This window comes from Stenotrophomonas sp. K-6 (assembly GCF_056861555.1).
In genome coordinates this window covers 61,341-84,559 of record NZ_JBSPUC010000004.1, presented here as the reverse complement: position 1 = coordinate 84,559, position 23,219 = coordinate 61,341, and the positions used below count along the sequence as shown (strand labels likewise).

Annotated in this window: 21 protein-coding genes; 5 read left to right on the top strand and 16 right to left on the bottom strand. The window is 64.6% G+C overall.

Features of this window, described 5'->3' with window-relative positions; genetic code table 11:
• Positions 1–50: 50 nt before the first annotated feature.
• The 14 genes from AC13F7_RS13470 to dnaA form a co-directional block, all read right to left on the bottom strand.
• Positions 51–794, bottom strand: a complete 744-nt coding sequence (locus AC13F7_RS13470) for a pyridoxine 5'-phosphate synthase (RefSeq protein ID WP_481467651.1) — start codon at positions 792–794, stop codon at positions 51–53.
• A gap of 4 nt (positions 795–798) precedes the next feature.
• Positions 799–1,059: a hypothetical protein gene (locus tag AC13F7_RS13465; RefSeq protein ID WP_481467649.1), complete on the bottom strand. Its 261-nt coding sequence runs from the start codon at positions 1,057–1,059 to the stop codon at positions 799–801.
• A gap of 68 nt (positions 1,060–1,127) precedes the next feature.
• Complete coding sequence (cls, locus tag AC13F7_RS13460) at positions 1,128–2,588, bottom strand: cardiolipin synthase (protein WP_481467647.1); 1,461 nt, start codon at positions 2,586–2,588, stop codon at positions 1,128–1,130.
• A 115-nt stretch (positions 2,589–2,703) separates the two neighbouring features.
• Positions 2,704–3,117, bottom strand: a complete 414-nt coding sequence (locus tag AC13F7_RS13455; RefSeq protein WP_046272258.1) for an ExbD/TolR family protein — start codon at positions 3,115–3,117, stop codon at positions 2,704–2,706.
• Positions 3,118–3,120: 3 nt separating this feature from the next.
• The gene (locus tag AC13F7_RS13450) at positions 3,121–3,546 is read right to left on the bottom strand and encodes an ExbD/TolR family protein (protein WP_046272259.1); all 426 of its coding nucleotides are present in this window, start codon (positions 3,544–3,546) and stop codon (positions 3,121–3,123) included.
• A 57-nt stretch (positions 3,547–3,603) separates the two neighbouring features.
• Positions 3,604–4,362, bottom strand: coding sequence for a TonB-system energizer ExbB (gene exbB, locus AC13F7_RS13445; protein WP_019184055.1), 759 nt, complete (start codon positions 4,360–4,362; stop codon positions 3,604–3,606).
• Positions 4,363–4,448: 86 nt separating this feature from the next.
• Complete coding sequence (locus tag AC13F7_RS13440) at positions 4,449–5,117, bottom strand: energy transducer TonB (RefSeq protein ID WP_429000542.1); 669 nt, start codon at positions 5,115–5,117, stop codon at positions 4,449–4,451.
• 145 nt (positions 5,118–5,262) lie between these two features.
• On the bottom strand, positions 5,263–6,456 hold the full coding sequence (locus AC13F7_RS13435) for a tetratricopeptide repeat protein (protein ID WP_481467645.1): 1,194 nt from the start codon (positions 6,454–6,456) through the stop codon (positions 5,263–5,265).
• Between the two features lie 142 nt (positions 6,457–6,598).
• Positions 6,599–7,405, bottom strand: coding sequence for a M48 family metallopeptidase (locus AC13F7_RS13430; RefSeq protein WP_019184052.1), 807 nt, complete (start codon positions 7,403–7,405; stop codon positions 6,599–6,601).
• 72 nt (positions 7,406–7,477) lie between these two features.
• Positions 7,478–8,329, bottom strand: a complete 852-nt coding sequence (locus tag AC13F7_RS13425) for a CPBP family intramembrane glutamic endopeptidase (protein WP_481467642.1) — start codon at positions 8,327–8,329, stop codon at positions 7,478–7,480.
• A 73-nt stretch (positions 8,330–8,402) separates the two neighbouring features.
• Positions 8,403–10,862 (bottom strand): DNA topoisomerase (ATP-hydrolyzing) subunit B, encoded by a 2,460-nt coding sequence (gene gyrB / locus AC13F7_RS13420; protein ID WP_483001243.1) that lies wholly within the window; start codon positions 10,860–10,862, stop codon positions 8,403–8,405.
• A gap of 113 nt (positions 10,863–10,975) precedes the next feature.
• Positions 10,976–12,073, bottom strand: a complete 1,098-nt coding sequence (recF, locus tag AC13F7_RS13415; RefSeq protein ID WP_481467894.1) for a DNA replication/repair protein RecF — start codon at positions 12,071–12,073, stop codon at positions 10,976–10,978.
• 1,150 nt (positions 12,074–13,223) lie between these two features.
• Positions 13,224–14,324, bottom strand: a complete 1,101-nt coding sequence (gene dnaN / locus AC13F7_RS13410) for a DNA polymerase III subunit beta (RefSeq protein WP_019184048.1) — start codon at positions 14,322–14,324, stop codon at positions 13,224–13,226.
• A gap of 276 nt (positions 14,325–14,600) precedes the next feature.
• On the bottom strand, positions 14,601–15,935 hold the full coding sequence (gene dnaA / locus AC13F7_RS13405) for a chromosomal replication initiator protein DnaA (RefSeq protein WP_481467640.1): 1,335 nt from the start codon (positions 15,933–15,935) through the stop codon (positions 14,601–14,603).
• Positions 15,936–16,188: 253 nt separating this feature from the next.
• On the opposite strand from dnaA, the gene rpmH reads away from it, so the two are divergent.
• From rpmH to AC13F7_RS13380, 5 genes are all read left to right on the top strand, one after another.
• On the top strand, positions 16,189–16,329 hold the full coding sequence (rpmH, locus tag AC13F7_RS13400) for a 50S ribosomal protein L34 (RefSeq protein WP_006404565.1): 141 nt from the start codon (positions 16,189–16,191) through the stop codon (positions 16,327–16,329).
• Positions 16,330–16,334: 5 nt separating this feature from the next.
• A complete protein-coding gene (gene rnpA / locus AC13F7_RS13395) occupies positions 16,335–16,826 on the top strand; it encodes a ribonuclease P protein component (RefSeq protein WP_483001235.1) in 492 nt (163 codons plus the stop codon).
• On the top strand, positions 16,826–18,523 hold the full coding sequence (gene yidC / locus AC13F7_RS13390) for a membrane protein insertase YidC (RefSeq protein ID WP_483001232.1): 1,698 nt from the start codon (positions 16,826–16,828) through the stop codon (positions 18,521–18,523). The genes rnpA and yidC overlap by 1 nt, the downstream gene beginning before the upstream one ends.
• Positions 18,524–18,631: 108 nt before the next feature.
• Complete coding sequence (gene mnmE, locus AC13F7_RS13385) at positions 18,632–19,975, top strand: tRNA uridine-5-carboxymethylaminomethyl(34) synthesis GTPase MnmE (RefSeq protein WP_483001230.1); 1,344 nt, start codon at positions 18,632–18,634, stop codon at positions 19,973–19,975.
• 136 nt (positions 19,976–20,111) lie between these two features.
• Positions 20,112–21,167: a glycerophosphodiester phosphodiesterase gene (locus AC13F7_RS13380; RefSeq protein ID WP_481467892.1), complete on the top strand. Its 1,056-nt coding sequence runs from the start codon at positions 20,112–20,114 to the stop codon at positions 21,165–21,167.
• A gap of 60 nt (positions 21,168–21,227) precedes the next feature.
• Here AC13F7_RS13380 and AC13F7_RS13375 read toward each other — a convergent pair whose 3' ends face one another.
• Together AC13F7_RS13375 and AC13F7_RS13370 are read right to left on the bottom strand one after the other, a co-directional pair.
• The gene (locus AC13F7_RS13375) at positions 21,228–22,010 is read right to left on the bottom strand and encodes a rhomboid family intramembrane serine protease (protein ID WP_483001226.1); all 783 of its coding nucleotides are present in this window, start codon (positions 22,008–22,010) and stop codon (positions 21,228–21,230) included.
• 97 nt (positions 22,011–22,107) lie between these two features.
• Positions 22,108–23,067: a TerC family protein gene (locus AC13F7_RS13370; protein ID WP_353086671.1), complete on the bottom strand. Its 960-nt coding sequence runs from the start codon at positions 23,065–23,067 to the stop codon at positions 22,108–22,110.
• Positions 23,068–23,219: the final 152 nt, after the last annotated feature.

The following is a 23,219-nucleotide window of genomic DNA, read 5'->3' as shown; positions in this document are numbered from 1 at the left end:
GGCTCCAACCGGGTCTCAGCCACGTTACGCGGCACGGGGACGCGCCGGCATCAGAGCAGCCGCAGATATCCCTTCACCGTGGCTTCCAGCCCGTCGTACAGCGCCTCACTGATCAGGGCGTGGCCGATCGAGACTTCCAGCACGTCCGGCACGGTCCGCAGGAAATCGGCCAGGTTGTCCTGCGACAGGTCGTGCCCGGCGTTGACCCCCAGGCCGGCCGCCTGGGCGCGGCGCGCCGCGTCGGCGAACACGGCCAGCATGGCCGAGGCGTCACCGGCGGCATGCGCCTCGGCGTAGGGGCCGGTGTAGAGCTCCACGCGGTCGGCACCGATGGCCGCGGCTTGGGCGATGTCGGGGTTGCCTGCGTCCACGAACAGGCTGACCCGGCAGCCGTACGTCTTCAGCTCGGCGATCAGCGGGCGCAGGCGCTGTGCATCACGGCCGAAATCAAAGCCGTGGTCGGAAGTGAGCTGGCCGTCGCTGTCCGGCACCAGGGTGGCCTGGGCGGGGCGGGTCTGCGCGCACAGCGGCAGCAGCCCGGGGTACCCCTCACGCGGGGGCGCGAACGGGTTGCCCTCGATGTTGAACTCCACGCCGCGCTCGGCCGTCAGCGCGGACAGGGCCAGCACGTCCTCGGCGTGGATGTGGCGACGGTCCGGGCGCGGGTGCACGGTGATGCCGTGCGCACCGGCATCCAGGCAGGCACGGGCGGCCTGCAGGACGTCCGGGTCGGTGCCGCCGCGCGAGTTGCGCAGGACGGCGATCTTGTTCACGTTGACGCTGAGTTGGGTCATGGCACTACGAGGGGTCGGACTCACCCTGAGCGGTCGGGGTGCGCGCCTGGAGGGCGAGCTCCCGCAGCCGACGGAGTTCGTTGGGATCGGTGATGGCCGCACGGGTGGCCTGCACATCGCCGAAGCGGGCCACATAGAGGCCGCGGACCCACGCCAGCAGGAACACCAGGGTGCCCAGCAGCGACAGCGCCATCAGCCCCATGTGGGGGGTCTTGAGCGCCATGCCGAAACAGGCCAGCGCCAACAGCAGAAACAGCCAGTACATGTCGTTCTCCCCGATTGACCGGGCCAGTGTAGCGCTGGCGCCCGGTGCGGTTCCACGGGAAGCAATGGCTACAGCAGCGGCGAGGCCAGGCGCGCGAACGCTTCGGGCACACGGTGCCGCCACAGCGAACGCTGACGATCGTTGTAGACCGGTGAGGCGCTGCTGTACTCGGCCAGCAGGATCTCGGCCAGCGCTGCCACCCGGTCGGTATCGCTGATCATCATCGAGAGCTCGAAGTTGAGGCGGAAGCTGCGGTGATCAAAGTTGGCACTGCCGACGATGCAGACGTCGTCATCGGCGATGAAGGCCTTGGTGTGCAGCATGCGCGGGCCGTACTCGTAGATCTTGACCCCGGCCTGCAGCAGCTCATCGAAGTAGGAGCGCGCGGCCTGGGTGACGAACCAGGAGTCGCTCATCTTGGGCACCAGCAGGCGCACGTCCAGCCCACCGAGTGCGGCCGAGGTCAGTGCCATGCGCGCGGCTTCGCCCGGGACGAAGTAGGGCGTCACCAACCAGACGCGCTCCTTGGCTTCGTGGATCGCCGCCACGTGCAGCCGGTGAATGGTTTCCCACGACGAGTCCGGGCCGGAGACCAGCACCTGCGCGCTGATGCTGCCCTCGTTGCGGCTGGGCATGGTCTCCGGCCACAACTGCGCGATCTTGAAGCGCGCCGGCTCCTGGCCGGTGGCGTAGATCCAATCCTCGATGAAGACCAGCTGCAGGCTGCGCACCACGTGGCCGCGCAGGCGCATGTGCAGGTCGCGATACGCATCCGGGCGGACGCTCTCGTCCTCCTCATCGGTGATGTTGATGCCGCCGGTGAAGGCCTGCAGGCCATCGATGATGACCAGCTTGCGGTGCGTGCGCAGGTTCAACCAGGGCCGCTTGAACGGCTTGAGCAGCTGCCGCGGATGGAACCAGACCACTTCGGCACCGGCATCCAGCAGCGGCTGCAGGAAGCGCTTGCGGATGGACGACGAACCGACCGCGTCCAGCAGCAGCCGCACGCGTACACCGGCGGCGGCACGCTCGGTCAGCGCATCGCGCAGCGCGGTGCCGGCGTGGTCCGGATTGAAGATGTAGTACTCCAGATGCAGATGATCTTTCGCCGTGGCGACCGCAGCGAGCAATGCGCTGTAGGTGGCCGCACCATCGACCAGCCACTCCACTTCGGTGGCCGAGCTCGGTGACAGCCCGGTCGTGGCCTGGGCGATCTTGGCCAGCTCGGTGCAGTCCGCATCCGGTGGGCAGACGCTGCTGTAGTGCTCCATGCCCGAGCGCGAGCGACCGCGGCGCAGGCGTTGCCGTTTGACCTTCTGCGGGCCGAGCAGGTAGTAGATGAAGAGCCCGAGATAGGGCAGGGCGGCCAGCGACAGGATCCAGCTCAGCGTGGCGACCGGCTCGCGCTTCTGCAGCATGATCCAACCGATCAGCCACAGCAGATAGAGAATGTAGGCCGCCACCATGAGGGGGCGCAGGTGGGGGATGGCATCAAGCCAATCCCCGAAGACGTCGAAGGTTGCGAGCATGGCCGGATGATAGCGGTCGGCGTGGCGCTGGCGCGTATGCGCGACCGGTGGCACAAAAAAAACGCCCCTGTTTCCAGGGGCGTTTTCCAGTCGCGTCATGACTGCGTCTTGCGCATTACTGCTGTACGAAGCCGATCTTCTTCATCTGAGCATTCTTCGCGGCAGCCAATACCTTGGCCATCACGTCGTACTCGGAGTCCGGGCTGGCATCAATGCGCAGTTCCGGCTGGTTGGTCGGATCGCGCTGCACTTCCTGCTCCATACGCTGCTGCAGTTCGCCCACAGCCACGGGGCTGTTGTTCCACGACACCTGGTTGCTGGCGTCCACCTTCAGCTCGATCGGCGGCGGCGGTTCGACAGTCACCGGCGGTGGGTTGAGCACACGCTGCGGCAGGTCAACGGCGATCGGGTACGTCATGATCGGCGCGGTGACGATGAAGATGATCAGCAGCACCAGCATCACGTCCACCAGGGGCGTGACGTTGATGTCGGCCATGGGGCCTTTGTTACCACCAGTACTGAACGCCATGGCTTACTGCCCCTTTACTTTGGTGGCGACGAAGCCCACGTCGAGCATGCCCTGTTCCTGCGCGACCTTCGTCATCTCATTGATGACGCGCATCTTGGTGGTGCGATCACCACGCAGGTTGAGGGGCGGCTGCGGGGTCTGCTGGGCGGCGGTCGCCAAGCGCGACTCGAGCGTCTGCTTGTCGATTTCCTCGTCGTTCCAGTAGATCGAGCCGTCTTCCTTGACTGCCAAGGTGATCGGGCTCGCCCGCTTTTCAGCGTCTTCCGGATTCTGCACCAGGTTGGCCTCAGGCAGATCCACCTTGACCTTGTGGGACATCAGGGGCGCCGTGATGATGAAGATGATCAGCAGCACCAGCATCACGTCCACGAGGGGCGTAACGTTGATGTCGGCCATGGGGCCGCCGCTGTTACCACTACTGAAAGCCATAACGGGCTCCGTCTAGATCGTGTTGACTACGTTCTCGCTGGGTGACGCGCGTCGCTATTAGCGAACGCGCGAACCGGTGGCGAAGAAGTCGTGCAGGTCGTGAGCGAACGTATCGAACTTGCTGATCGTGGCGCTGTTGATCTTGCTGAAGAAGTTGAAGGCGAACACGGCCGGGATAGCCACGAACAGACCGATGGCGGTCATGATCAGTGCTTCACCCACCGGGCCGGCAACGGCGTCGATCGAGGCGGAACCGGTGGCACCGATCTTGATCAGCGCGCCGTAGATGCCCCACACGGTACCCAGCAGACCCACGAACGGAGCGGTTGCGCCGACGGTGGCCAGCAGGGTCATGCCCGACTGCAGGTTGTTGCTTTCGCGGGTCACGGCCTGACGCAGGGCGCGATCGACGAACTCCGAACGGCTCAGGTTTTCACCCAGGCCACCCGAGGTGCCGCCTTCCGAACGCTGGTGGTGCGCAGCAGCCTGTGCAGCGTCCAGAGCGATCTTGGAGAAGGGCTCCGAAGCCGGCTGTTCTTCCATCGCACGGATGGCGTCCTGAGCGTTCGGGGTATCCCAGAACAGGCTCACGACCTTGTCGGCAGCTGCCTTCAGGCGGGTGGCGCGGAAGATGTTGATGACGGTCCAGTACCAGGACATGGCCGACATGATGATCAGGGTCAGCAGCACGACCCAGGAGACGGCGAAGTCACCCGGCTGGGTGGTCATCTCGTGGATCAGGTGCTCGAAGCCCATCTGCGACAGGGCGTTGGAGTTGCCCCCGGCAGCAGCGGCGATGAAAAGTTCCTGCAGCATGACGCTTACCTTTGTTGTGTGTGGTGATAAAGGGTATTGCTAGAAATAACCGCTAGAGGCGGTGGCCGGCGGGCCACCGGCCACTATCAGTTCAGCGCAAAGTTGACCGGGACGCGAACGCGACCTGCGACCTTCTTCCCGCCCGATTCCGCGGAACGGAAGCTCCACTTGCGAGCTGCTTCCATGGCGGCGCGGTCAAGGTCACGGTTACGGCTGGACTTCTCGACCGACACATTGGTGACGTTGCCATTGGCATCGACGTCAATGATCAGGATGACTTCACCCTGGATACCAGCACGGAACGCGGCCGGCGGGTAACGCGGGGGGTTCATGTTCTTCGACGAGATGTCGACGCTTGCCTCAATGGTGCTCGGCGGCTGCGGCGGCGACGGCGGCGAAGGCGGCGTGACGATGTCGGTCGGACGCGGGTCCGGGATATCGACCACAGGGGCCTGCGGCGGCGGCGGAACCGGGGACGGCTTCGGCGGCGACAGGTTTTTCACCGGCGGCGGCGGGGTGTCATCCGGCGGCGGCGGCGGCGGCGGCGGTGGGGGCGGCGGCGGAGCGTCGACCAGGGTCACCATGATGTTGCGTTCTTTCTCCGCAGCGGCCTTGGGAGCCACAGCCGGGATCAGAAGCATCATGAAGGCGGCGAGATGCAGTGCGATTACAAAAGCGATACCCACGATACGCGGCCAGGAGAGGCCGGTGTCATCGCGTTGTTCGTACCTGTGAACGACTAGTTGTTCCGTCATGCGCCAAGAGCTCATTAGTGGGGCCGGGTACCCGGGGACAGGTAGCCCATGATCAGCGGTGCATGACACCGCAGGAACCTCCAAGCTTATACCAATCCTGAGCGCCTGCGCATCACTCGTGCAGGCATTCAGGCGTTATTCCTACTTACTTCAGGTTGATGATTTTCTTGGCATCCGCCTGGTTCTTCACACCCTTCGCCAGCGCCTGCTGGGCGGCCTGCTTGGCCTCCGGAATGCGACCTTCCGAATGCAGCACGCGTGCCAGATTCAGGTAGGTCTCGCCGTCCTTGGAAAGCGGGGCAGCCTTCTGCCACGCTTCGATCGCCTTGTCCGCCTGCTGCGGCTCAGAGTAGTAATACGCCTGAGCCAGCGCCAGGTACACCTGATAATCAGGCTTCAGGATGTTTTTCTGCAAGCCATCATTGATAACGGCAATGACGTCTTTTTCTTTGTTCTCGCTGTTGGCGTAGATCGAGTAGAGCTGCTTGTACTCGCGCTCGTCGGTCAGCTGGCCGGCGCTGTACAGCTTGCCCATGATGGCGCCCGCCTGGTCCATCTGGTCTGCCTGCATGTACATGCTGGCCAGGTTCAGCTGAGCCTTCTTGTCATTCGGGTTCTTGGCGGCGAGCGCCTCGGCCTGCTTGACCGCTTCACCGGTCTGGCCCGCTTCGGCCATGGCGGCCATCAGCAGCTGGTTCCAGTTGTCCTTCGGCTCCGGCGAGCCGGCGATGGCCTGCTGCAGCACCGGGATCGCCTCGGCGTAACGCTCGGCCTGGTACAGCGCCTGTCCCTTGGCGATCAGCTCTTCGGGCTTGTTCGACTTGGTCTCGGCGAAATACTTGTCCAGCGTGGCCAGGCCCTCGTTGATCTGGTCGTCCTGCAGCTGCAGCTGGCCGAGCATCAACATCGACTGGTAGTGGCCGTTGTTGTCCAGGCCCCCCATCTGCAGCACCTGCTCGAGGTACTTCTTGGCGGCGGCGGTGTCGTCGAGCTGGTAGGCGGCCTGCGAGGCCAGCTGCGCAGCGAGCGACTTGTCGTAGTTGTTCGCGGCCGGGTTGGCCAGGATCTCTTCGGCCTGCGCGCGGGTTTCCGGGAACTTCTGATCGTTGTAGCTGTCAATCAGCTTCTGCAGCTTCGGGCCGACCTTGGCCGAAGACTTCTGCTCCGGCTCCTGACGGGTCGCGTTCGGGTAGAGCACTTCGGCCTTCGCCTGCTTGCCGCCGCGGTTGCCACGCTCCGAGGAACGGGACTGGGCGAACGCATCGGTGACCATGGCGCCACCGATAGCGGTCGCGATGAGGACGGAAAGGACGGCTTGCTTGTGGTTGCTGAAAATCATCTTTCACCTCGATCGAACCGCCGCGGCGGCATCAAAACGGACTGTCAGAAAAATCTGAGCCGCCAAACGTATCAGAAACTGATGACGTGAGAAATCGTTTCCGATGCTGCAATACAGCATCTTCTGGTCGTATCCGGGTGCGTCAACCGCACTTCGGACGCCGTCCGGCGGCCTGGGCTTGTTGGTATACACCACTGAGCGAGGGTGCGTCTCGCTGAAGTTCACGGATGCGGTTGGCGGGATCGGGGTGGGTGGACAGCCACTGAGGCGAGCGTCCGCCGCTGGCGGCCATCATGTTCTGCCACAGATCCACCGCCTGGGCCGGGTTGAAGCCCGCTTCGGCCATCAAGCGCTGACCGACGATATCGGCCTCGCTTTCCTGGGTGCGTGATCCCGGCAGCAGGAAGGCGGCCTGGGCGCCGGCGCCACCGAGCTGGCTGACGGTACTGGCCGCGCCCTCACCGTAGGCCGCACCCGCCAACGCGCCCAGGACCGACAAGCCGGTCTGCGCGCCCATCTGGCGGGTGATGCGCTCTTCGTGGTGCCGCGAGATGACGTGGCCGATTTCATGGCCGATCACGGCAGCCAGCTGATCCTGGTTTTTAGCGACGGTGAAGATGCCGGTATTGACCCCCACCTTGCCGCCGGGCAGGGCGAACGCGTTGGGTTCTTTGTCCACCATCAGCGCCGTCTCCCACCGTACGCCACGGTACTGGGCGGGGAGCTGTGCAACGAGCGCATTGACCACGCACTGCACGTACGCGTTCTGCTTTGGATCGGTACTGAGCGTGCCTTTGGATTTGGTTTCGGTGAATGCCTGCGCGCCGAGTTGATCCAGCTCGGCCTGCGAGACACCGCCAACCATCTGGCGACGGCCGGTGGGCGAAGTGGTGGTGGCGCACGCGCTCACCAGCATGGCAATGGCAATTCCCAACAGCACCGGTTTCATGTGCATTCCCCCGTGTTCATGTAGGCAGTGTGGAACGCGGCAACGTAAATTTTCGTCAAGCCGCGTGATGGATCAATGCAGACCAAGGAACATCAGCGCGGCCAGGGCAATGCCATTGTTCAGGGCATGCGCGGCGATCGGTGCCCACAAGGTGCCGGTGCGTTGATAGAGCCAGGCGAACGCAGCGCCCATGCCGCCGTAAACCAGCCAGAGTTGGGCGATTTCCAATGGCCCGTTGTCGCTGGTGCCGGGAATTTCATGCACCAGCGCAAAGGCCAAGCTACTCAGCACGATGCCCAGCACGGGGCGGCCAGCCTGCCAGAGGCGGCCAAACAGCACGCGGCGGAACAACAGCTCTTCGTACGCGGGGGCGAGCACCACGGCAAACAGCGCGAGGAACCACGGGAAGCGCGTCATCGCCTGTTCCATCAGCGCCAGATTCGTCGGCACCGGTTCGATGCCCGCCTGTTTGGCCAGCCACGCGATCAGGTTGCTGCCGATGATCACCGCGGTGGCGACCAGGAGCGTCCAGCCCCAGGTCGAGGGGCGGCCTGCGGCTTGGAACGACAACGCACGTTCGGCGGGCGTGGCCCGGCGGCGGAAGAAGTACAGCACCAGTGCAGCACCGCCGGTCGCGGTCAGCGCCATCAGGATCTGGGCGAGGGCACCGGGTTGCCCCAGTTGCTGGGTGAGACCGGCTACGGCGGAGGCATCGGCGCCGTCGCGAGCCGCCTGGTACCCGATGATCGCGCCGCGGTACAGCCCCCAGATCAGGCCACCGATCAGGCTCAGGGACAACAGGACTGCGATGCCAATGCCCAGATCGATGAAGAATCCCGCGAGCGGGGAGCCCGGCTTACGCGGTGACAACGGGGCGGCGGGAGGCAGCGGAGGCGGCATGGACGCCGGAGGGGTAGCGGACATCGGATTCCTGGCATCGGGGAGCGATGGCCGGCCGGATGCAGGTCGCATCCGGGCCGGCCCTGTCCCGATTGTGTCAGATATCCAGGTTGGCGACCTTCAGCGCATTGTCTTCGATGAAGTCGCGGCGCGGTTCAACCACATCGCCCATCAGCGTACTGAAGATCTGATCGGCCGCCACGGCATCTTCGATCCGCACCTGGAGCAGGCGACGGGTGTCGGGATTGACCGTGGTGTCCCACAGCTGCTCCGGATTCATTTCACCCAGACCCTTGAATCGCTGGATCTGGCGACCCTTCTTGGCCTCATCCAGCAACCAGTTGCGCGCTTCGGCAAAGCTGCCGATCTCGGCCGACTTGGCACCACGGCTGATCTTCGCCCCGGCGCGAACCAGGCCGTGCAGCAGCAGCGAGGACTGGTGCAGCGCACGCAGTTCACCGGTTTCAAACGCGCCCAGCGGGAGCACCTGGATCAGCTGCTCGCCCATGTGGCGACGGGTGACCAGCACGGCGGCCGGTCGCTCCTCGGTGGGTTCCTGGAGTTCCAGCGAATAGCGCGGCGAGCCGAGGCTGCCTTGGTTGAGGCGGGTTGCCAGCGCGGCCAGACCTTCGTCGGCGCCGGCCTTGCGCAGGTGCTCCAGATCCATCGGTGTGAAATCGATCAGTGCTTCGAGCACCTGGCGATCGTAGCGATGGCTGTTGCGTGCGATGGTTTCCTGCGCCGACGCGTAGGAGAGCAGCAGCTTCTCCAGCGCCACGCCTTCGATGCCCGGCTCGCTCTCGGCCGGGATCAGCGAGGCATTTTCCACCGCGCTGCTGGCCAGGTACGCATCCAGCGCCGGGTCGTCCTTCAGGTACAGCTCCTGCTTGCCCTGCTTGATCTTGTAAAGCGGCGGCAGGCCGATGTAGATGTGACCACGCTCGATCAACTCCGGCATCTGACGGTAGAAGAACGTCAACAGCAGCGTACGGATGTGCGCGCCGTCGACGTCGGCATCGGTCATGATGATGATGCGGTGGTAGCGCAGTTTGTCCGGGTTGTACTCGTCCCGGCCAATGCCGGTACCCAGCGCGGTGATCAGCGTACCGACCTGATCCGAGGCGAGCATGCGGTCGAAGCGGGCACGTTCCACGTTGAGGATCTTGCCGCGCAGCGGCAGCACCGCCTGGTTCTTGCGGTTGCGTCCCTGCTTGGCCGAACCACCCGCCGAGTCACCCTCGACGATGAACAGCTCGGACAGTGCCGGATCCTTTTCCTGGCAGTCGGCCAGCTTGCCCGGCAGGCCGGCGATATCCAGCGCGCCCTTGCGGCGGGTCAGATCGCGCGCCTTGCGGGCCGCTTCACGTGCACGCGCCGCGTCCACGATCTTGCCGGCGATCGCCTTGGCTTCGTTCGGGTTTTCCTGCAGGAACTCTTCCAGGCGCTGGCCGAAGGCGCTTTCCACGGCCGGGCGCACATCCGAGCTGACCAGCTTTTCCTTGGTCTGGCTGGAGAAGCTCGGGTCAGGCACCTTCACCGACAGCACCGCGATCATGCCTTCGCGCATGTCATCGCCGGTCAGGTTGATCTTGGCCTGCTTGGCGATGCCGTTCTGCTCGATGTAGTTGTTGAGCACACGGGTCAGCGCGCCGCGGAAGCCGGCCAGGTGGGTACCGCCATCCTTCTGCGGGATGTTGTTGGTGAAGCAGTACATCGTTTCCTGGTAGGAATCGGTCCACTGCAGCGCCACGTCCACCACGATGCCGTTGGACTCACCGGTCACCGAGATCACGTTCGGGTGCAGCGGGGTCTTCAGCTGTGCCAGATGCTCCACGAAACTGCGGATGCCGCCTTCGTAATGGAAGTCATCGCGACGGCCATCGCCGCGCTCGTCGACCAGCACGATCTTGACGCCGGAGTTCAGGAAAGACAGTTCGCGCAGGCGGCGGGCCAGGATGTCGTAGTGGAACTCCACGTTGTCGTGGAACGCCTTCACCGACGGCCAGAAGCGCAGGGTGGTACCGCGCTTGGTGCTGGCTTCGACCTGCTTCAGCGAATTGACCGCAGCACCATCAGCGAATTCCTGCTGGTAGTGGAAGCCGCCCTGGTAGATGTCGAGCAGTAACTTCTGCGAGAGCGCGTTGACCACGCTGACGCCCACGCCGTGCAGACCGCCGGAGACCTTGTAGCTGTTGTCGTCGAACTTGCCGCCGGCATGCAGGACCGTCATCACGACCTCGGCCGCGGACACTTCGCGGTCGAGCTTCTTGCTCATCTGCTCGTGCTTGCCGGTCGGGATGCCGCGCCCGTTGTCCGACACCGACACGGAGCCATCGGCGTGGATCATCACCGACACGTGGTCGGCGTGGCCAGCCAAGGCCTCGTCGATGGAGTTGTCGACGACCTCGAACACCATATGGTGCAGACCGGTGCCGTCATGGACGTCGCCGATGTACATACCAGGACGCTTGCGGACAGCCTCGAGGCCTTCCAGGGCGGTGATGCTGTTGGCGTCGTAGTTGCCGCTGTTTGCGGGGATGTTCTGTTCTTCAGTCATTGCGCTTGCCGTAGGCTCCGCAGGTCGGGCCGCCGCCATGAGGCGGGACGCCGAGTAATAAGGGGTTGCAACAGCAATTATACCAGCCGGGCACCGTGGCCCCTGGGGGACCACTATGGCACAGGCTGGACCTGTCCATGTTCCACGTGGAACCGAGTGATATCTGTTGCATCGACCAGCGCCGCCGGCACCTCGGTGGCGGTGATGAAGATCTGCGCAGGGCCGGCCTTCAGCCGTTCCAGCACCCGCGCCTGGTGATGACGATCCAGTTCCGAGGAGAGATCATCCAGCGCGATCACCGGCCACTCTCCGCGCTGCTGGGCATAGTCTTCTGCCTGTGCCAGCAGGCAGGTGAGGGCGGTCAGCTTGGCTTGGCCGCGTGAAAGGGCATCTCGGCCGGGAATGGTCTCGAACCCGACGCTCCAGTCAGCCCGGTGCGGGCCGACTGAGGTGTAGCCAGCCATGCGGTCACGCTCCCGGGCCAGGAGCAGGGCGTCCGACAGCGATACCTCCTGCTTACGCCAACCAGGGCTGAGGCTGAGTGACTGGATCCCCAGATTCGGGGCCAGCACGGCAGCAAGTTCCACGGTTCGCTCCTGCAACCGCTCCAGGTAGTGCTGGCGACGGGTGGTCAGCGGTTCTCCGGCCTCTGCAAGCTCGCGATCCCATGCATCCAGCGCGTGCGGATGCCCGCCTTGTTTGAGCAGGGCATTGCGCTGCTTCAGGGCCCGCGAATACCGCCGCCAGAGTCCCATGAAGTCTGGTTCCACGTGGAACAAACCCCAATCCATGAATCGTCGACGGGGTTCGCCGCCGCCACTGACCAGCGCATGGCTACCAGGTTCGAAGGTCACCACCGCCAGCGCCGCGCAGAGGGTTCCCAGCTGAGCGACATCCTCGCCGTCCAGTCGGCCTTTCCATTCCTGGCCGCTGTGACGAAGCCCGGCCTTGCGGCGGGTTGGGGTCTCGGCGCCTTCGCGCTGCTCATCCCATTCCACGAACACATCCAGCGCATCCCGACCCTGACGCACCAGACCATCCCGGACACGGCCGCGGAAACTGCGCCCGTATGCCATCACGTGCAGCGCCTCCAGGACACTGGTCTTGCCGGCGCCATTGTCACCGGTGATCAGATTGATGCCCGGTTGCGGTGCCAGTTCGACGGTATCGAAGCGGCGGACCTGGTGCAGGGACAGACGGCGGATGTGCATGCGGACGATCAACGCCGCACAGAGCGGCAGATGGGTAGGGGGAATCGATCAGCTTACTGCATTGCCCGGGTTCCACGTGGCCGGATGCGTCGCGCGTCGCGGGTGGGTACCTGAGCCGTCGCCGAGGTCGGAAGGAGCCGATCGGCCTGTCCCGGTGTTCCGCGCGGTGGCGGCTCGGTCTGCCACGCGTCCATTTCGGGTGGCGCCAACGGTCATTGGGTCAGACAAGTGCGATGTTGGCCGCCGACGTCAGCGCCGCGGCCAGGACCGCCACGTGAAACGTGCGTTTACTGCCGCATGGCCCGCCGAAGCGGCCTGAATTTCTTCAAATCTGCGACCTGCGCAGCACTGAGGTGCTGCAGATTTCAACGAATTCGCACCGTTTTCTGCCCGCCTTGCGACTCAGGACGCAGCCAGTGCCCTGTTTTTTTTTAAATCTGGACGTGAGGTTCAATCGCCCCAGAGTAGAACCCGAGCAACGCGCGCAGACCCAAACGAGACTGTCCACACCCGCTCTGTATGGCTTATGCACAGCCTATGGGCAATCTGTGGATAAAAAAGGCCTCTTGAACTACCTCGAAAGATATCCACAGGATCACCCCCAGGCTCAGACCCTGTTTTACCGGGGGTTTCGAGCCTACATTCCTTTTTAAAACCAACCACTTAACCTACTTTTCAACCAAATCTGGCCCTACCACCACCACCAAGCTTTAGATTTATATACAGTTTTTAAAAGCATAGAGCTGTGATCCAGCGGTCAAAACGCCGGGTACCGCAGTGCTTCGGAGCGGACGAGCAATTCGCGCCATTCGCTCGGTTGACGCATGCACAATCGACAGGCGCGGCAGCCGTTCATCGCCAGTCTGCCGATGATCCCGCCGGGTGCCGCACCGACCGAAGGACCAGGGGGGCAAAACGGGGTTGTCACCTCGTGGGCTCGCTTCCCAACCGCCGACTGGCTGCTTGGCATCGGTCTCACGAGAGTTGGGCTGGGTCGGGAAAGGATCAGACCAACAGTCCGGCTACAGCCAAAGCTCTACCGCAAAACAAATGCTCCACGTGGAACATCGCTCTCCCGCCCAAAAAGAAACCCGGCAATGCCGGGCTTCTCAGAACCACTCGGTTCCACGTGGAACCTGCGCGTCTCAGGTCACAGACGCAGCGGCATTACCACGTGACGCGACTTCTCGCTGCTGGCCTCACGGACCAGGGCTGAGGAGTTCGAATCGCGCAGCTGGATCACGACGTGCTCGTCGCGCAGTGCGGACAACGCGTCCAGCAGGTAGTTCACGTTGAAGCCAATCGCCAGATCGCTGACCGTGGTATCGGCCTCGATCTCTTCCTGGGCTTCTTCCTGCTCCGGGTTGTGGGCGCTGATCTTCAGGTTGCCCGGCGAGACTTCCACGCGGATGCCGCGGTACTTCTCGTTGGACAGGATCGCAGCGCGCTGCAGCGAGGCACGCAGGGCTTCGCGATCCACCTTCACTTCGCGGTCGGCACCGATCGGAATCACAGCCTCGTAATCCGGGAACCGCCCGTCGATCAGCTTGGAGGTGAAGGTCACATCGTCGCGCTTGACGCGAACGTGGCTGCGACCGACTTCCAGCTCGATCTCGCGATCGCCGCTTTCCAGCAGACGCTGCAGCTCGGTCACACCCTTGCGCGGCACGATGATCTGACGCTTGGCGCCGCTCGCTTTTTCAAGCTCGGTTTCGCACAGCGCCAGGCGGTGACCGTCGGTCGCCACGGTACGCAGGGCATCGCCACGCAGGTCGAACAGCAGGCCGTTGAGGTAGTAGCGCACGTCCTGCTGGGCCATCGCGAACGCGGTGCGTTCGATCAGTTCCTTCAGGGTCGCTTCGCCGATCGCCACGCGCTCGGTGGCTTCGACTTCGTCGACAGACGGGAAGTCGTTGGCCGGCAACGTTGCCAGGGTGAAGCGGCTGCGCCCGGCCTGTACGGTGATCTTGTCACCGGTCTGCGAGACGGTGATCCGGCTGCCATCGGGCAGGGCGCGGATGATCTCGAACAGCTTACGGGCGGGGATGGTGGTCTCGCCGTCCTGGGCATCTTCCACCGCGATCCGCGACACCATTTCCACTTCCAGGTCCGTACCGGTCAGCGAGAGCTGTCCGTTCTGGACCTGAACCAGGAAATTAGCCAGAACCGGCAGGGTCTGGCGGCGTTCGACCACGTTGACGACTTGTGCCAACGGCTTGAGAAAGGCTTCGCGCTGCAGTGTGAAACGCATGTGGTTCCGTGCCCCTATGCTTTAAAAAAATGTGGAATAAATCAAAAGCTTGGTGGTGCTGGTAGGGCCAGAATCGCGGGAAAACACGACTAAGCCTTTGTAAACAAAAGGGTTTTTGATCTCGAAACCCTCTGCATTACTAGCCCCCAAGGGGTGGGGAAAGGTGTGGATAACTTTACCGCCGAATCGAGCGGCTTTTTTATCCACAACCTATCCCGCGCTTACTACCGGATTCTGCACCGTTTTATGCGATGACGCCTTAGCGGCGTACATGCATCATTCGCTCAACTTCCGGATCAGCTTGTCCCAGTCTTCCCGCAACTTGCCGTCCGCTTCCATCAACGTCCGGATCTGCCGGCAGGCATGCAGCACCGTGGTGTGGTCCCGGCCGGCAAAGGCGTCGCCGATTTCCGGCAGGCTGTGCTCGGTCAGTTCCTTGGTCAGGGCCATGGCGACCTGACGGGGACGGGCCAGCGAACGGGTCCGACGCTTGGACAGCAGATCCTTGATCTGCAGCCCGTAGTAGTCGGCCACGGTTTTCTGGATGTTGGGAATGCTGATCGCCTGCTGCTGGGCGCGAAGCAGGTCGCGCAGGGTTTCCTGGGCGAAATCAGTGGTGATCGCACGGCCGGTGAAGTTGGCGCGTGCGGCCAGGGTATTCAACGCACCTTCGAGGTCGCGGACATTGGAGCGCATCTTCTTGGCAATCAGAAACGCCACATCGTCGGGGATATCGGTGCCACGCTCGCGGGCCTTGGCCAGCACGATCGCTGCGCGCGTCTCGAAGTCCGGCGGCTCGATCGCCACCGACAGGCCCCAGGCCAGTCGCGACTTCAGCCGTGCTTCCAGCCCCTCGACTTCGCGCGGGTACCGGTCGCAGGTCAGGATGATCTGCTGCTTGCCGTCGAACAGGGCGTTGAACGTGTGGAAGAACTCTTCCTGGGTGCGGTCTTTGCCGGCGAAGAACTGGATGTCATCGATCAGCAGCGCGTCCACCTGCTGGAACTGGCGCTTGAACTGGTCCATGGTTTTTTCCTGCAGCGCACGGATCATCGCGCTGAAGAACTGTTCCGAACGCAGGTACAGCACCTTGGCCGCCGGATTGGCCTGACGCATCGCATTGCCGGCCGCGAACATCAGGTGGGTCTTGCCCAGGCCGGTCCCGCCGTACAGCAGCAACGGGTTGTGGGCCCGGTCGCCCGGCTTCTGCGCCGCCTGGAACGCCGCGGCCAGACCCAGCTGGTTGCTGCGGCCTTCCACGAAGTTGGCGAAGGTGTAGTGCGAATCCATGTTGCCGGCGAACGGCACCAGGGGTTCGGCCGGCGCCGCCGGTGCGGACAGACCCGCAATCGGCGCGATCTGCGCCTCTACCGGACGCGGACGCGAGCCGATTTCAAGAAAAACGTCGCCGAAACCGGCGAAATGCGCCAGCAGCTCCTTGATGCGCGGCAGATACAGCTCGCGCACCTGGTCGACGATGAAGGCGTTTGGCGCATAAAGCACCAGGCTGTCCGCGCGCAGATCTGCCTGCAGCGGCTTCAACCAGGTGTGAACATCCTCGGGCGGAAACTCCGCTTCGAGGCGTTCGAGAGAACGAGACCAGGCATCCATCGGCAATAATCGTCTGGGGCCAGCGGATAGGCGAACAAAAGCGCCGCACCGCAGGCCGGAAGGGGGGAAGAATGGATGGCGCAGACTACCACCGACGAGGGGGGCCGGGAATGGTTGTCCCAAAGTTATTCACAAAACGATCCACAGCTATTGCACAGCCCGGTGAATTCCCGTAGTGACAGACACTTGACGGGACCTCGATGAGGTCTATAGAATTTCCGGTTCTTTCCGTCCCCTTCATATAGAGGCCCGCATGGCCACCAAGCGCACTTTCCAACCCAGCAACCTCAAGCGTAAGCGCGACCATGGCTTCCGTGCCCGTATGAAGACCGCTGACGGCCGCAAGATCCTGTCGCGTCGCCGCGCCAAGGGCCGTAAAGTCCTGAGCGCTTGATTGCAATGCCGCTTCCCGCGGCAGACGCAATCCTGACTGTGAGCAGTTCCGACCCGCGCAAGCGATTTCCTCGCTCTGCGCGGGTTCGTACGCGTGCCGAATATACAACGGTCTTCAACGGCGCCCGCCGTGTGTCCGATCCGCTGATGACCCTGCACTGGCTGAAGAGCGATACGCCAGCCAGGTTGGGTCTTGCGGTGTCGCGCAAAGTCGATCCCCGAGCCGTGGGTCGCAACCGAGTAAAGCGTGTGCTGCGCGATGCCACACGCCACCTACGGCCGTGGATGAGTGCCGGCGATTACGTCGTCGTTGCCCGCAGTGCCGCCCGTACCGCCAGCAATCCAGAAATCCGCCAGGCCTTTGAGCGCCTGCTGCGCCGCCTTGGCGCATTGCCCATGCCGGGCGCGGACGGCACAATGCCGCCGCCCCTGGGCGTTGCACCCCTTTCCCAGTCCGAGCCGGCATTGCGTGCCGGCCCCGTCGAGCCTGCACGCTGATGAACCAGACCCGTGTTTTCCTGATTTTTGCCTGGCTGATGGTGGCCGTATTGCTGTGGATGGAGTGGGGCCGCGACAAAGCCGCGCCGCCGACCCCCGCCGTGGCGACCCAGACCACCCAGGCCAGCGTGCCAGGTGCCGCTGCCGGCAGCATCCCCGGTGCGCCCGTACCGCAGGCGGATGGCTCCCTGCCGGCGGCACAGCCGACCGCCCAGACCGAGGCCGGTCCGGCCCGCGTGACCATCACCACCGACGTCCTGCGTCTGGTCCTGGACGGTGGCACGGTGCTGGATGCCGAACTGCTGCAGTTCCCGCAGACCAAGGAAGAAGGCAGTCCGCCGGTCCGCCTGCTGACCGAAGAGGCGACGCACCCGTACCGCGCGGTGAGTGGCTGGATCAGCGAAGACAAGACCATGCCGGTGCCGGCGGCCAACGGCTTCAAGCTGGTCGGCGACAACCACGACTTCGTGCTGGCCAAAGGCCAGGACGAGGTCACGGTGCCCTTCGAATGGACCGGCCCGAACGGCGTGACCATCCGCCGCACCTACTCGCTGGGTCGCAACGAGTACGCGATCACGGTGAGGGATGAAGTGGTCAACGGCGGCAGCGCCCCGTGGAGCGGCTACGTGTTCCGCACCCTGGACCGCACCCCGACCATCCTCTCGCGCAGCATGACCAACCCGGACTCGTTCAGCTTCAACGGCGCGACCTGGTTCAGCCCGCAGGACGGGTACGAGCGTCGCGCGTTCAAGGATTACCTGGACGACGGCCACCTCAACCGCACCATCACCGGCGGCTGGCTGGCGATGCTGCAGCACCACTTCTTCACCGCGTGGATTCCGCAGGCCGACCAGGCCGCGCAGTACTCGCTGGCGCAGAACAACGGCCGCGACCAGATCGAAGCGCGTGGCCCGGCCTTCACCGTGGCCCCGGGCCAGCAGGTCAGCACCGAAGCCCGCCTGTGGGTCGGCCCGAAGCTGGTCAACCTGATCGCCAAGGAAGACGTGAAGGGCCTGGACCGCGTGGTCGACTACAGCCGCTTCTCGCTGATGGCGATCATTGGCCAGGGCCTGTTCTGGGTCCTCAACCAGGTCCACAAGGTCGTCAACAACTGGGGCTGGGCGATCGTCGGCCTGGTGGTGCTGTTGAAGCTGGTGCTGTATCCGCTCTCGGCGGTGCAGTACAAGTCCGGTGCCAAGATGCGTCGCTTCCAGCCGCGCATCGCGCAGCTCAAGGAACGCTATGGCGATGACCGCCAGAAGTTCCAGACCGCGATGATGGAGCTCTACAAGAAAGAGAAGATCAACCCGATGGGCGGCTGTCTGCCGATCCTCATCCAGATGCCGATCTTCTTCGCGCTGTATTGGGTGCTGGTGGAATCGGTGGAACTGCGCCAGGCCCCGTGGCTGGGCTGGATCCAGGATCTGACCGCGCGTGACCCGTACTTCATCCTGCCGGTGATCAACGTGGCGGTGATGTGGGCCACCCAGAAGCTGACCCCGGCGCCGGGCATGGACCCGATGCAGGCCAAGATGATGCAGCTGATGCCGCTGGTGTTCGGCGTCATGATGGCCTTCATGCCGTCCGGTCTGGTGCTGTACTGGGTCGTCAACGGTGGCCTGGGCCTGCTCCAGCAGTGGTGGATGACCAAGCGTCATGGCAGCGATCCGCTGCCGGTCGTCACCGCAAAGAAGTAAGCCACACAGGAGACCCGCCGCAAGGCGGGTTTCCTGCATCTGCGGCCCGGCCAACCGTGCGGTCCGTAGAATGCCCCCTGATTCCCCGCACGCTGCAGTGAGCCCGACATGACCCACGTCCCCGACACCATCGTGGCCATCGCCACCGCGCCCGGCGCTGGCGGCGTCGGCATGCTGCGGCTGTCCGGCCCGCAGGCGCGTCCCATCGCCGAGGCGATCGGCGCGCGCGCGATGCAGCCACGTCATGCGCATTACGCGCGCTTCCGCGATGCGGCCGGCGAGGTGATCGATGACGGCATCGCGCTGTGGTTCCCGGCGCCGAACAGCTTCACCGGCGAAGAAGTGGTGGAACTGCAGGGGCATGGCAGCCCGGTGGTGCTCCAGCAACTGGTCGCGCGCTGCATCGCACTGGGGGCTCGGCAGGCGCGGCCGGGTGAGTTCAGCGAGCGGGCCTTCCTCAACGGTAAGCTCGACCTTGCCCAGGCTGAGGCGATCGCCGATCTGATTGCCGCCAGCGATACCCGCGCAGCGCGCGCGGCACGCCGCTCCTTGGACGGGGTGTTCTCGCGCCGCGTGGACGAGGTGGCAGAACAGCTTGTTCTGCTGCGGATCCACGTGGAGGCGGCAATCGATTTCGCCGACGAACCACTCGATACCCTCGGCGGCGCGCAGGTCCGCAGTGGCCTGGTCACCGCGCTGCAGGCGCTGATCCGCCTGCGCGACGACGCCGAACGCGGGCGCAGACTCCGCGATGGCCTGCACGCGGTGCTGGTCGGCCCGCCGAACGCCGGCAAGAGCTCGCTGCTCAATGCACTGGCCGGCAGCGAGCGGGCGATCGTCACCGACATCGCCGGCACCACCCGCGACACCCTGCGCGAAACCATCCGCATCGATGGCCTGGAACTGACCCTGGTCGACACCGCTGGCCTGCGCGAAGGCGGCGATGCGATCGAGCGCGAAGGCATGCGTCGCGCCCGCGAAGAAATGCAGCGCACCGACCTGGCCATCGTGGTGGTCGATGCGCGCGATCCGCAGGCCGGCCGCGAGGCGGTGGGCGACAGCATCGCCGACGTGCCGCAGCAGCTGTGGATCCACAACAAGAGTGATCTGCTGGACGCGATGCCGGTCGACGTCCCTGCGGACGTGGTGCATGTCTCGGCCGCGACCGGCCTCGGCCTGGATCAGCTGCATGCACGCCTGCGCGCGCTGGCCAGCGGCAGTGCCGGCGACAGCGTGGACGGTGAGTTCTCCGCGCGCGCCCGCCATGTAGAGGCGATCGGTCAGGCCATCGGCCACGCCGAGCGCACCGAAGCGGAGCTGGTCCACGAGCACCTGGAGTTGGCCGCGGAGGAACTGCGTCTGGCCCACGAGGCACTGGGCGAGATCACCGGGCGGATGAGTGCGGATGATCTGCTCGGGCGGATTTTCTCGAGCTTCTGTATCGGCAAGTAGGCACGCGGCCTTTCTTCGCGCTGTCACAGCCTTGCAGCAGACTGACCGGGTTCTTTATCGACAGGGATTTGCAGTGTCCAAGCAGTTGTGGGGATGTGTGTTGCTGGTGTCGCTGGCCGTGGCACCATCGGTGGCCATGAGCGCTGAATCGTCTTCCTCCACGCCGGCCAAGGCCGCCGTCTACGGCCACCGCGGCGCCAGTGCGCTGCTGCCCGAGCACACGCTCGCCGCGTATGCGCAGGCCATCGCCGATGGCGCCGACTACATCGAGCCGGACCTGGTGATGACCAAGGACGGCGTGCTGGTATCGCGCCACGAGAACGAGATCGGCGGAACCACCGATGTGGCCGCGCATCCCGAGTTCGCCAGCCGCAGGACTGTCAAGACCATCGACGGCGAGCGCATCGAAGGCTGGTTCACCGAAGACTTCACCCTGGCCGAACTAAAGACGCTGTACGCCCGCGAGCGCCTGCCGCAGCTGCGCAGCACCGCCTTCGACGGCCAGTTCCGCATCGCCACGCTGGACGAGATCATCGCCTTCCTGGTGCAGCAGGCCGGGCGCGCCAACCGCGGCATCGGGCTGGTGCCGGAGATCAAGCACGGCACCTACTTCACGCGCATCGGCCTGCCGATGGAAGACAAGGTGGTCGCCGCGCTGCAGGGCAACGCCTACACGCGAGTGGCACCGGTGACGATCCAGTCCTTCGAGGTCGGCAACCTGCGTTACCTGCGCGGCAAGCTCGGCCGCGACAGCAACATCCGCCTGCTGCAGCTGCTCGGCGATCCCAAGCAGCAGCCCGGTGACGTGCTGGCCACCAAGGGTAGCCAGCGCTATGCCGACCTGATCACCCCGGCCGGGCTGCGCGAGGTCGCGACCTACGCCGACGGCATCGGCCCGAGCCTGCGCATGGTCATTCCACTGGATGCGCAGGGGAAGCTGGGCACCCCGACCTCGCTGGTGCGCGATGCGCATGCGGCCGGGTTGATGGTGGTGCCGTATACGTTCCGGCCCGAGAACTACTTCCAGGCCGCGGAGTTCCGCAGCGGCGAGCCGAATGCCCGCAATGCCGAAGGCTCGGTCGCCGAGATGCGCGCCTATCTGGCCACCGGTATCGATGCGTTCTTCACCGATGACCCGGCGCTGGGCCGCCGCGCGGTGGATGGGGATGGCACCACCGCAGCGAACCCCTGAGCGTGTAGAGCCACGCCATGCGTGGCGCTACCGTGGCATGCAATCAGATGGCGCTGCCGGTCAGTCCAGCGATGACCCTTCATCGCGCCGCCGGAACGGCAGCACCACGAAGTCGCGGCCCTCGCGCGGTTCCCACAGCACCGGCACGCGGGTCGGGGAGGGCGGTTCCAGATCGGCGTCGCGTGCAGCCTCGATGTCGTCCTCTTCCTCATCCTCCCAGCTGTAGCGCTTGCGCGGCGCCATCGGGTCGGACAAGCGGAACAGCAGCGCGCTGATGATGCCGGCGAAGGCACCGCCCATATGCGATTGCCAAGACACGCCCGGCTCGTGCGGGAGGATGGTCAGCAGCATGCTGCCGTAGAACAGGAAGGCGATCAGCCCGGCGGCGATCGCTGGCCGGTCGCGGCGCAGCAGGCCGAGCACGAACACCAGGAACATCAGGCCGTGGGTGATGCCACTGGCGCCCAGATGGCGGCTGCCCAGATCGCCGAGCAGCCAGGCACCGAGCCCCGAGCCGACCCATAACAGGGGCAGCGCGCGCAGGGTGGCCTTGGGATAGACGCTGCCGGCCAGGGTGCCGAGGATCAGCAGGGCCGCCGCATTGGCGCCCAGATGCTGGATCGAGCCGTGCAGCAGCGGTGCACCGAGAATGCCGAGCAGGCCGGCCCTGTCCAACGGGGCCACGGCCCAGGGACGCCAGTCGAAGTGGCCTTGGGCGGTATAGACCGCGACCAGCAGCAGCACGAAGGCCAGGCTCAGGTTGAACGCCCGCAGTACACCACCACGGTCGTTGCGGGACGGGACCGGCGGCGCGCCGGTGGGCTGGGGCAGGTTGGCGTTCATACCCTTAGGGATGGCGTCGCCCCGGATGAACACAAGGGCAACGCCGTGGGAGAGAGAGGTACCGCCTGCGGGACAATCCCGCAGGCGGCACGGTTGGTCAGGCGTGACCGCCTTCCTTCGGCGGGTTCTTCAGGCTCAACACCACGGTCGCGGCGATGATGACCGCCACCACGCCCAGCGAGATCGGGGTGGGGATCTTGAAGATGTCGATCAGCATCATCTTGATGCCGATGAAGGCCAGCACCAGGGCCAGGCCGTACGGCAGCAGGTGGAAGCGATCGGCCATCCCGGCCAGCAGGAAGAACATCGCACGCAGGCCCAGCACCGCAAAGACGTTGGAGGTCAGCACGATGAACGGGTCCGTGGTGATCGCAAAGATCGCCGGGATGCTGTCCACCGCGAAGATCACGTCGGTCACCGCGATCAGGATCAGCACCACGAACAGCGGGGTGTACCAGCGCTTGCCATCGCGCATGACGCTCATCGCGTTACCGGCGTAGTCCGGCAGCAGGCGCAGGTGCTTGCGCATCCAGCGCAGGGCGGGGTTGGTCTCCAGATCCGGTTCGCTGCCGGCCGAGAACCACATCTTCCAGCCGGTGAAGAGCAGGAACGCGCCGAACACGTAGAGCAACCAGTGGAACTTGGTCAGCAGCACGCTGCCGGCGAAGATCATGATCGTACGTAGCACGATCGCACCCAGGATGCCGATGATCAGCACCTTCTGGCGCTGTTCCTCGGGCACCGCGAAGTAACCCATGATCATCAGGAACACGAAGATGTTGTCCACGGCCAGGGCTTTCTCGACCAGGTAACCGGTCAGGAACTCCAGGCCCACCTTGTTGGCCACCACCTGGCCGGCGGTCTCGTTCAGGTAATACCAGAGGCCACCGTTGAACGCCAGAGCGAGCACGACCCAGCCGATGGACCACCACAGGGCCTCCTTGAAGGTGACCTTGTGCGGCCCGCCGTGTCGCATCAAAACGAGATCGACCAGCAGCGCGATGATCACCACCGCGCCGAAGCCGCCCCACAACCACACATTACCGATCGTCTGCATTGGGTTTGTCCGTTGGAAAAAATAGAGTGCCTCAAGCCGGACGGCGAGGATCTGCAACGGAGGATCGGGGGGATCCAGGGACAGAGCTTCGCCATACGGCGAAGGTCTCGCTCGCAGTCCCGATGGGTGGGACTGCCGTTGCACCGGAGCCT

Excerpts from the sequence above, each read along its gene's own strand:
- AC13F7_RS13470 (WP_481467651.1), bottom strand. The coding sequence starts at position 794 with ATGACCCAACTCAGCGTCAACGTGAACAAGATCGCCGTCCTGCGCAAC.
- AC13F7_RS13465 (WP_481467649.1), bottom strand. The coding sequence starts at position 1,059 with ATGTACTGGCTGTTTCTGCTGTTGGCGCTGGCCTGTTTCGGCATGGCG.
- cls (WP_481467647.1), bottom strand. The coding sequence starts at position 2,588 with ATGCTCGCAACCTTCGACGTCTTCGGGGATTGGCTTGATGCCATCCCC.
- AC13F7_RS13455 (WP_046272258.1), bottom strand. The coding sequence starts at position 3,117 with ATGGCGTTCAGTACTGGTGGTAACAAAGGCCCCATGGCCGACATCAAC.
- AC13F7_RS13450 (WP_046272259.1), bottom strand. The coding sequence starts at position 3,546 with ATGGCTTTCAGTAGTGGTAACAGCGGCGGCCCCATGGCCGACATCAAC.
- exbB (WP_019184055.1), bottom strand. The coding sequence starts at position 4,362 with ATGCTGCAGGAACTTTTCATCGCCGCTGCTGCCGGGGGCAACTCCAAC.
- AC13F7_RS13440 (WP_429000542.1), bottom strand. The coding sequence starts at position 5,117 with ATGACGGAACAACTAGTCGTTCACAGGTACGAACAACGCGATGACACC.
- AC13F7_RS13435 (WP_481467645.1), bottom strand. The coding sequence starts at position 6,456 with ATGATTTTCAGCAACCACAAGCAAGCCGTCCTTTCCGTCCTCATCGCG.
- AC13F7_RS13430 (WP_019184052.1), bottom strand. The coding sequence starts at position 7,405 with ATGAAACCGGTGCTGTTGGGAATTGCCATTGCCATGCTGGTGAGCGCG.
- AC13F7_RS13425 (WP_481467642.1), bottom strand. The coding sequence starts at position 8,329 with ATGTCCGCTACCCCTCCGGCGTCCATGCCGCCTCCGCTGCCTCCCGCC.
- gyrB (WP_483001243.1), bottom strand. The coding sequence starts at position 10,862 with ATGACTGAAGAACAGAACATCCCCGCAAACAGCGGCAACTACGACGCC.
- recF (WP_481467894.1), bottom strand. The coding sequence starts at position 12,073 with ATGCACATCCGCCGTCTGTCCCTGCACCAGGTCCGCCGCTTCGATACC.
- dnaN (WP_019184048.1), bottom strand. The coding sequence starts at position 14,324 with ATGCGTTTCACACTGCAGCGCGAAGCCTTTCTCAAGCCGTTGGCACAA.
- dnaA (WP_481467640.1), bottom strand. The coding sequence starts at position 15,935 with ATGGATGCCTGGTCTCGTTCTCTCGAACGCCTCGAAGCGGAGTTTCCG.
- rpmH (WP_006404565.1), top strand. The coding sequence starts at position 16,189 with ATGGCCACCAAGCGCACTTTCCAACCCAGCAACCTCAAGCGTAAGCGC.
- rnpA (WP_483001235.1), top strand. The coding sequence starts at position 16,335 with ATGCCGCTTCCCGCGGCAGACGCAATCCTGACTGTGAGCAGTTCCGAC.
- yidC (WP_483001232.1), top strand. The coding sequence starts at position 16,826 with ATGAACCAGACCCGTGTTTTCCTGATTTTTGCCTGGCTGATGGTGGCC.
- mnmE (WP_483001230.1), top strand. The coding sequence starts at position 18,632 with ATGACCCACGTCCCCGACACCATCGTGGCCATCGCCACCGCGCCCGGC.
- AC13F7_RS13380 (WP_481467892.1), top strand. The coding sequence starts at position 20,112 with ATGAGCGCTGAATCGTCTTCCTCCACGCCGGCCAAGGCCGCCGTCTAC.
- AC13F7_RS13375 (WP_483001226.1), bottom strand. The coding sequence starts at position 22,010 with ATGAACGCCAACCTGCCCCAGCCCACCGGCGCGCCGCCGGTCCCGTCC.
- AC13F7_RS13370 (WP_353086671.1), bottom strand. The coding sequence starts at position 23,067 with ATGCAGACGATCGGTAATGTGTGGTTGTGGGGCGGCTTCGGCGCGGTG.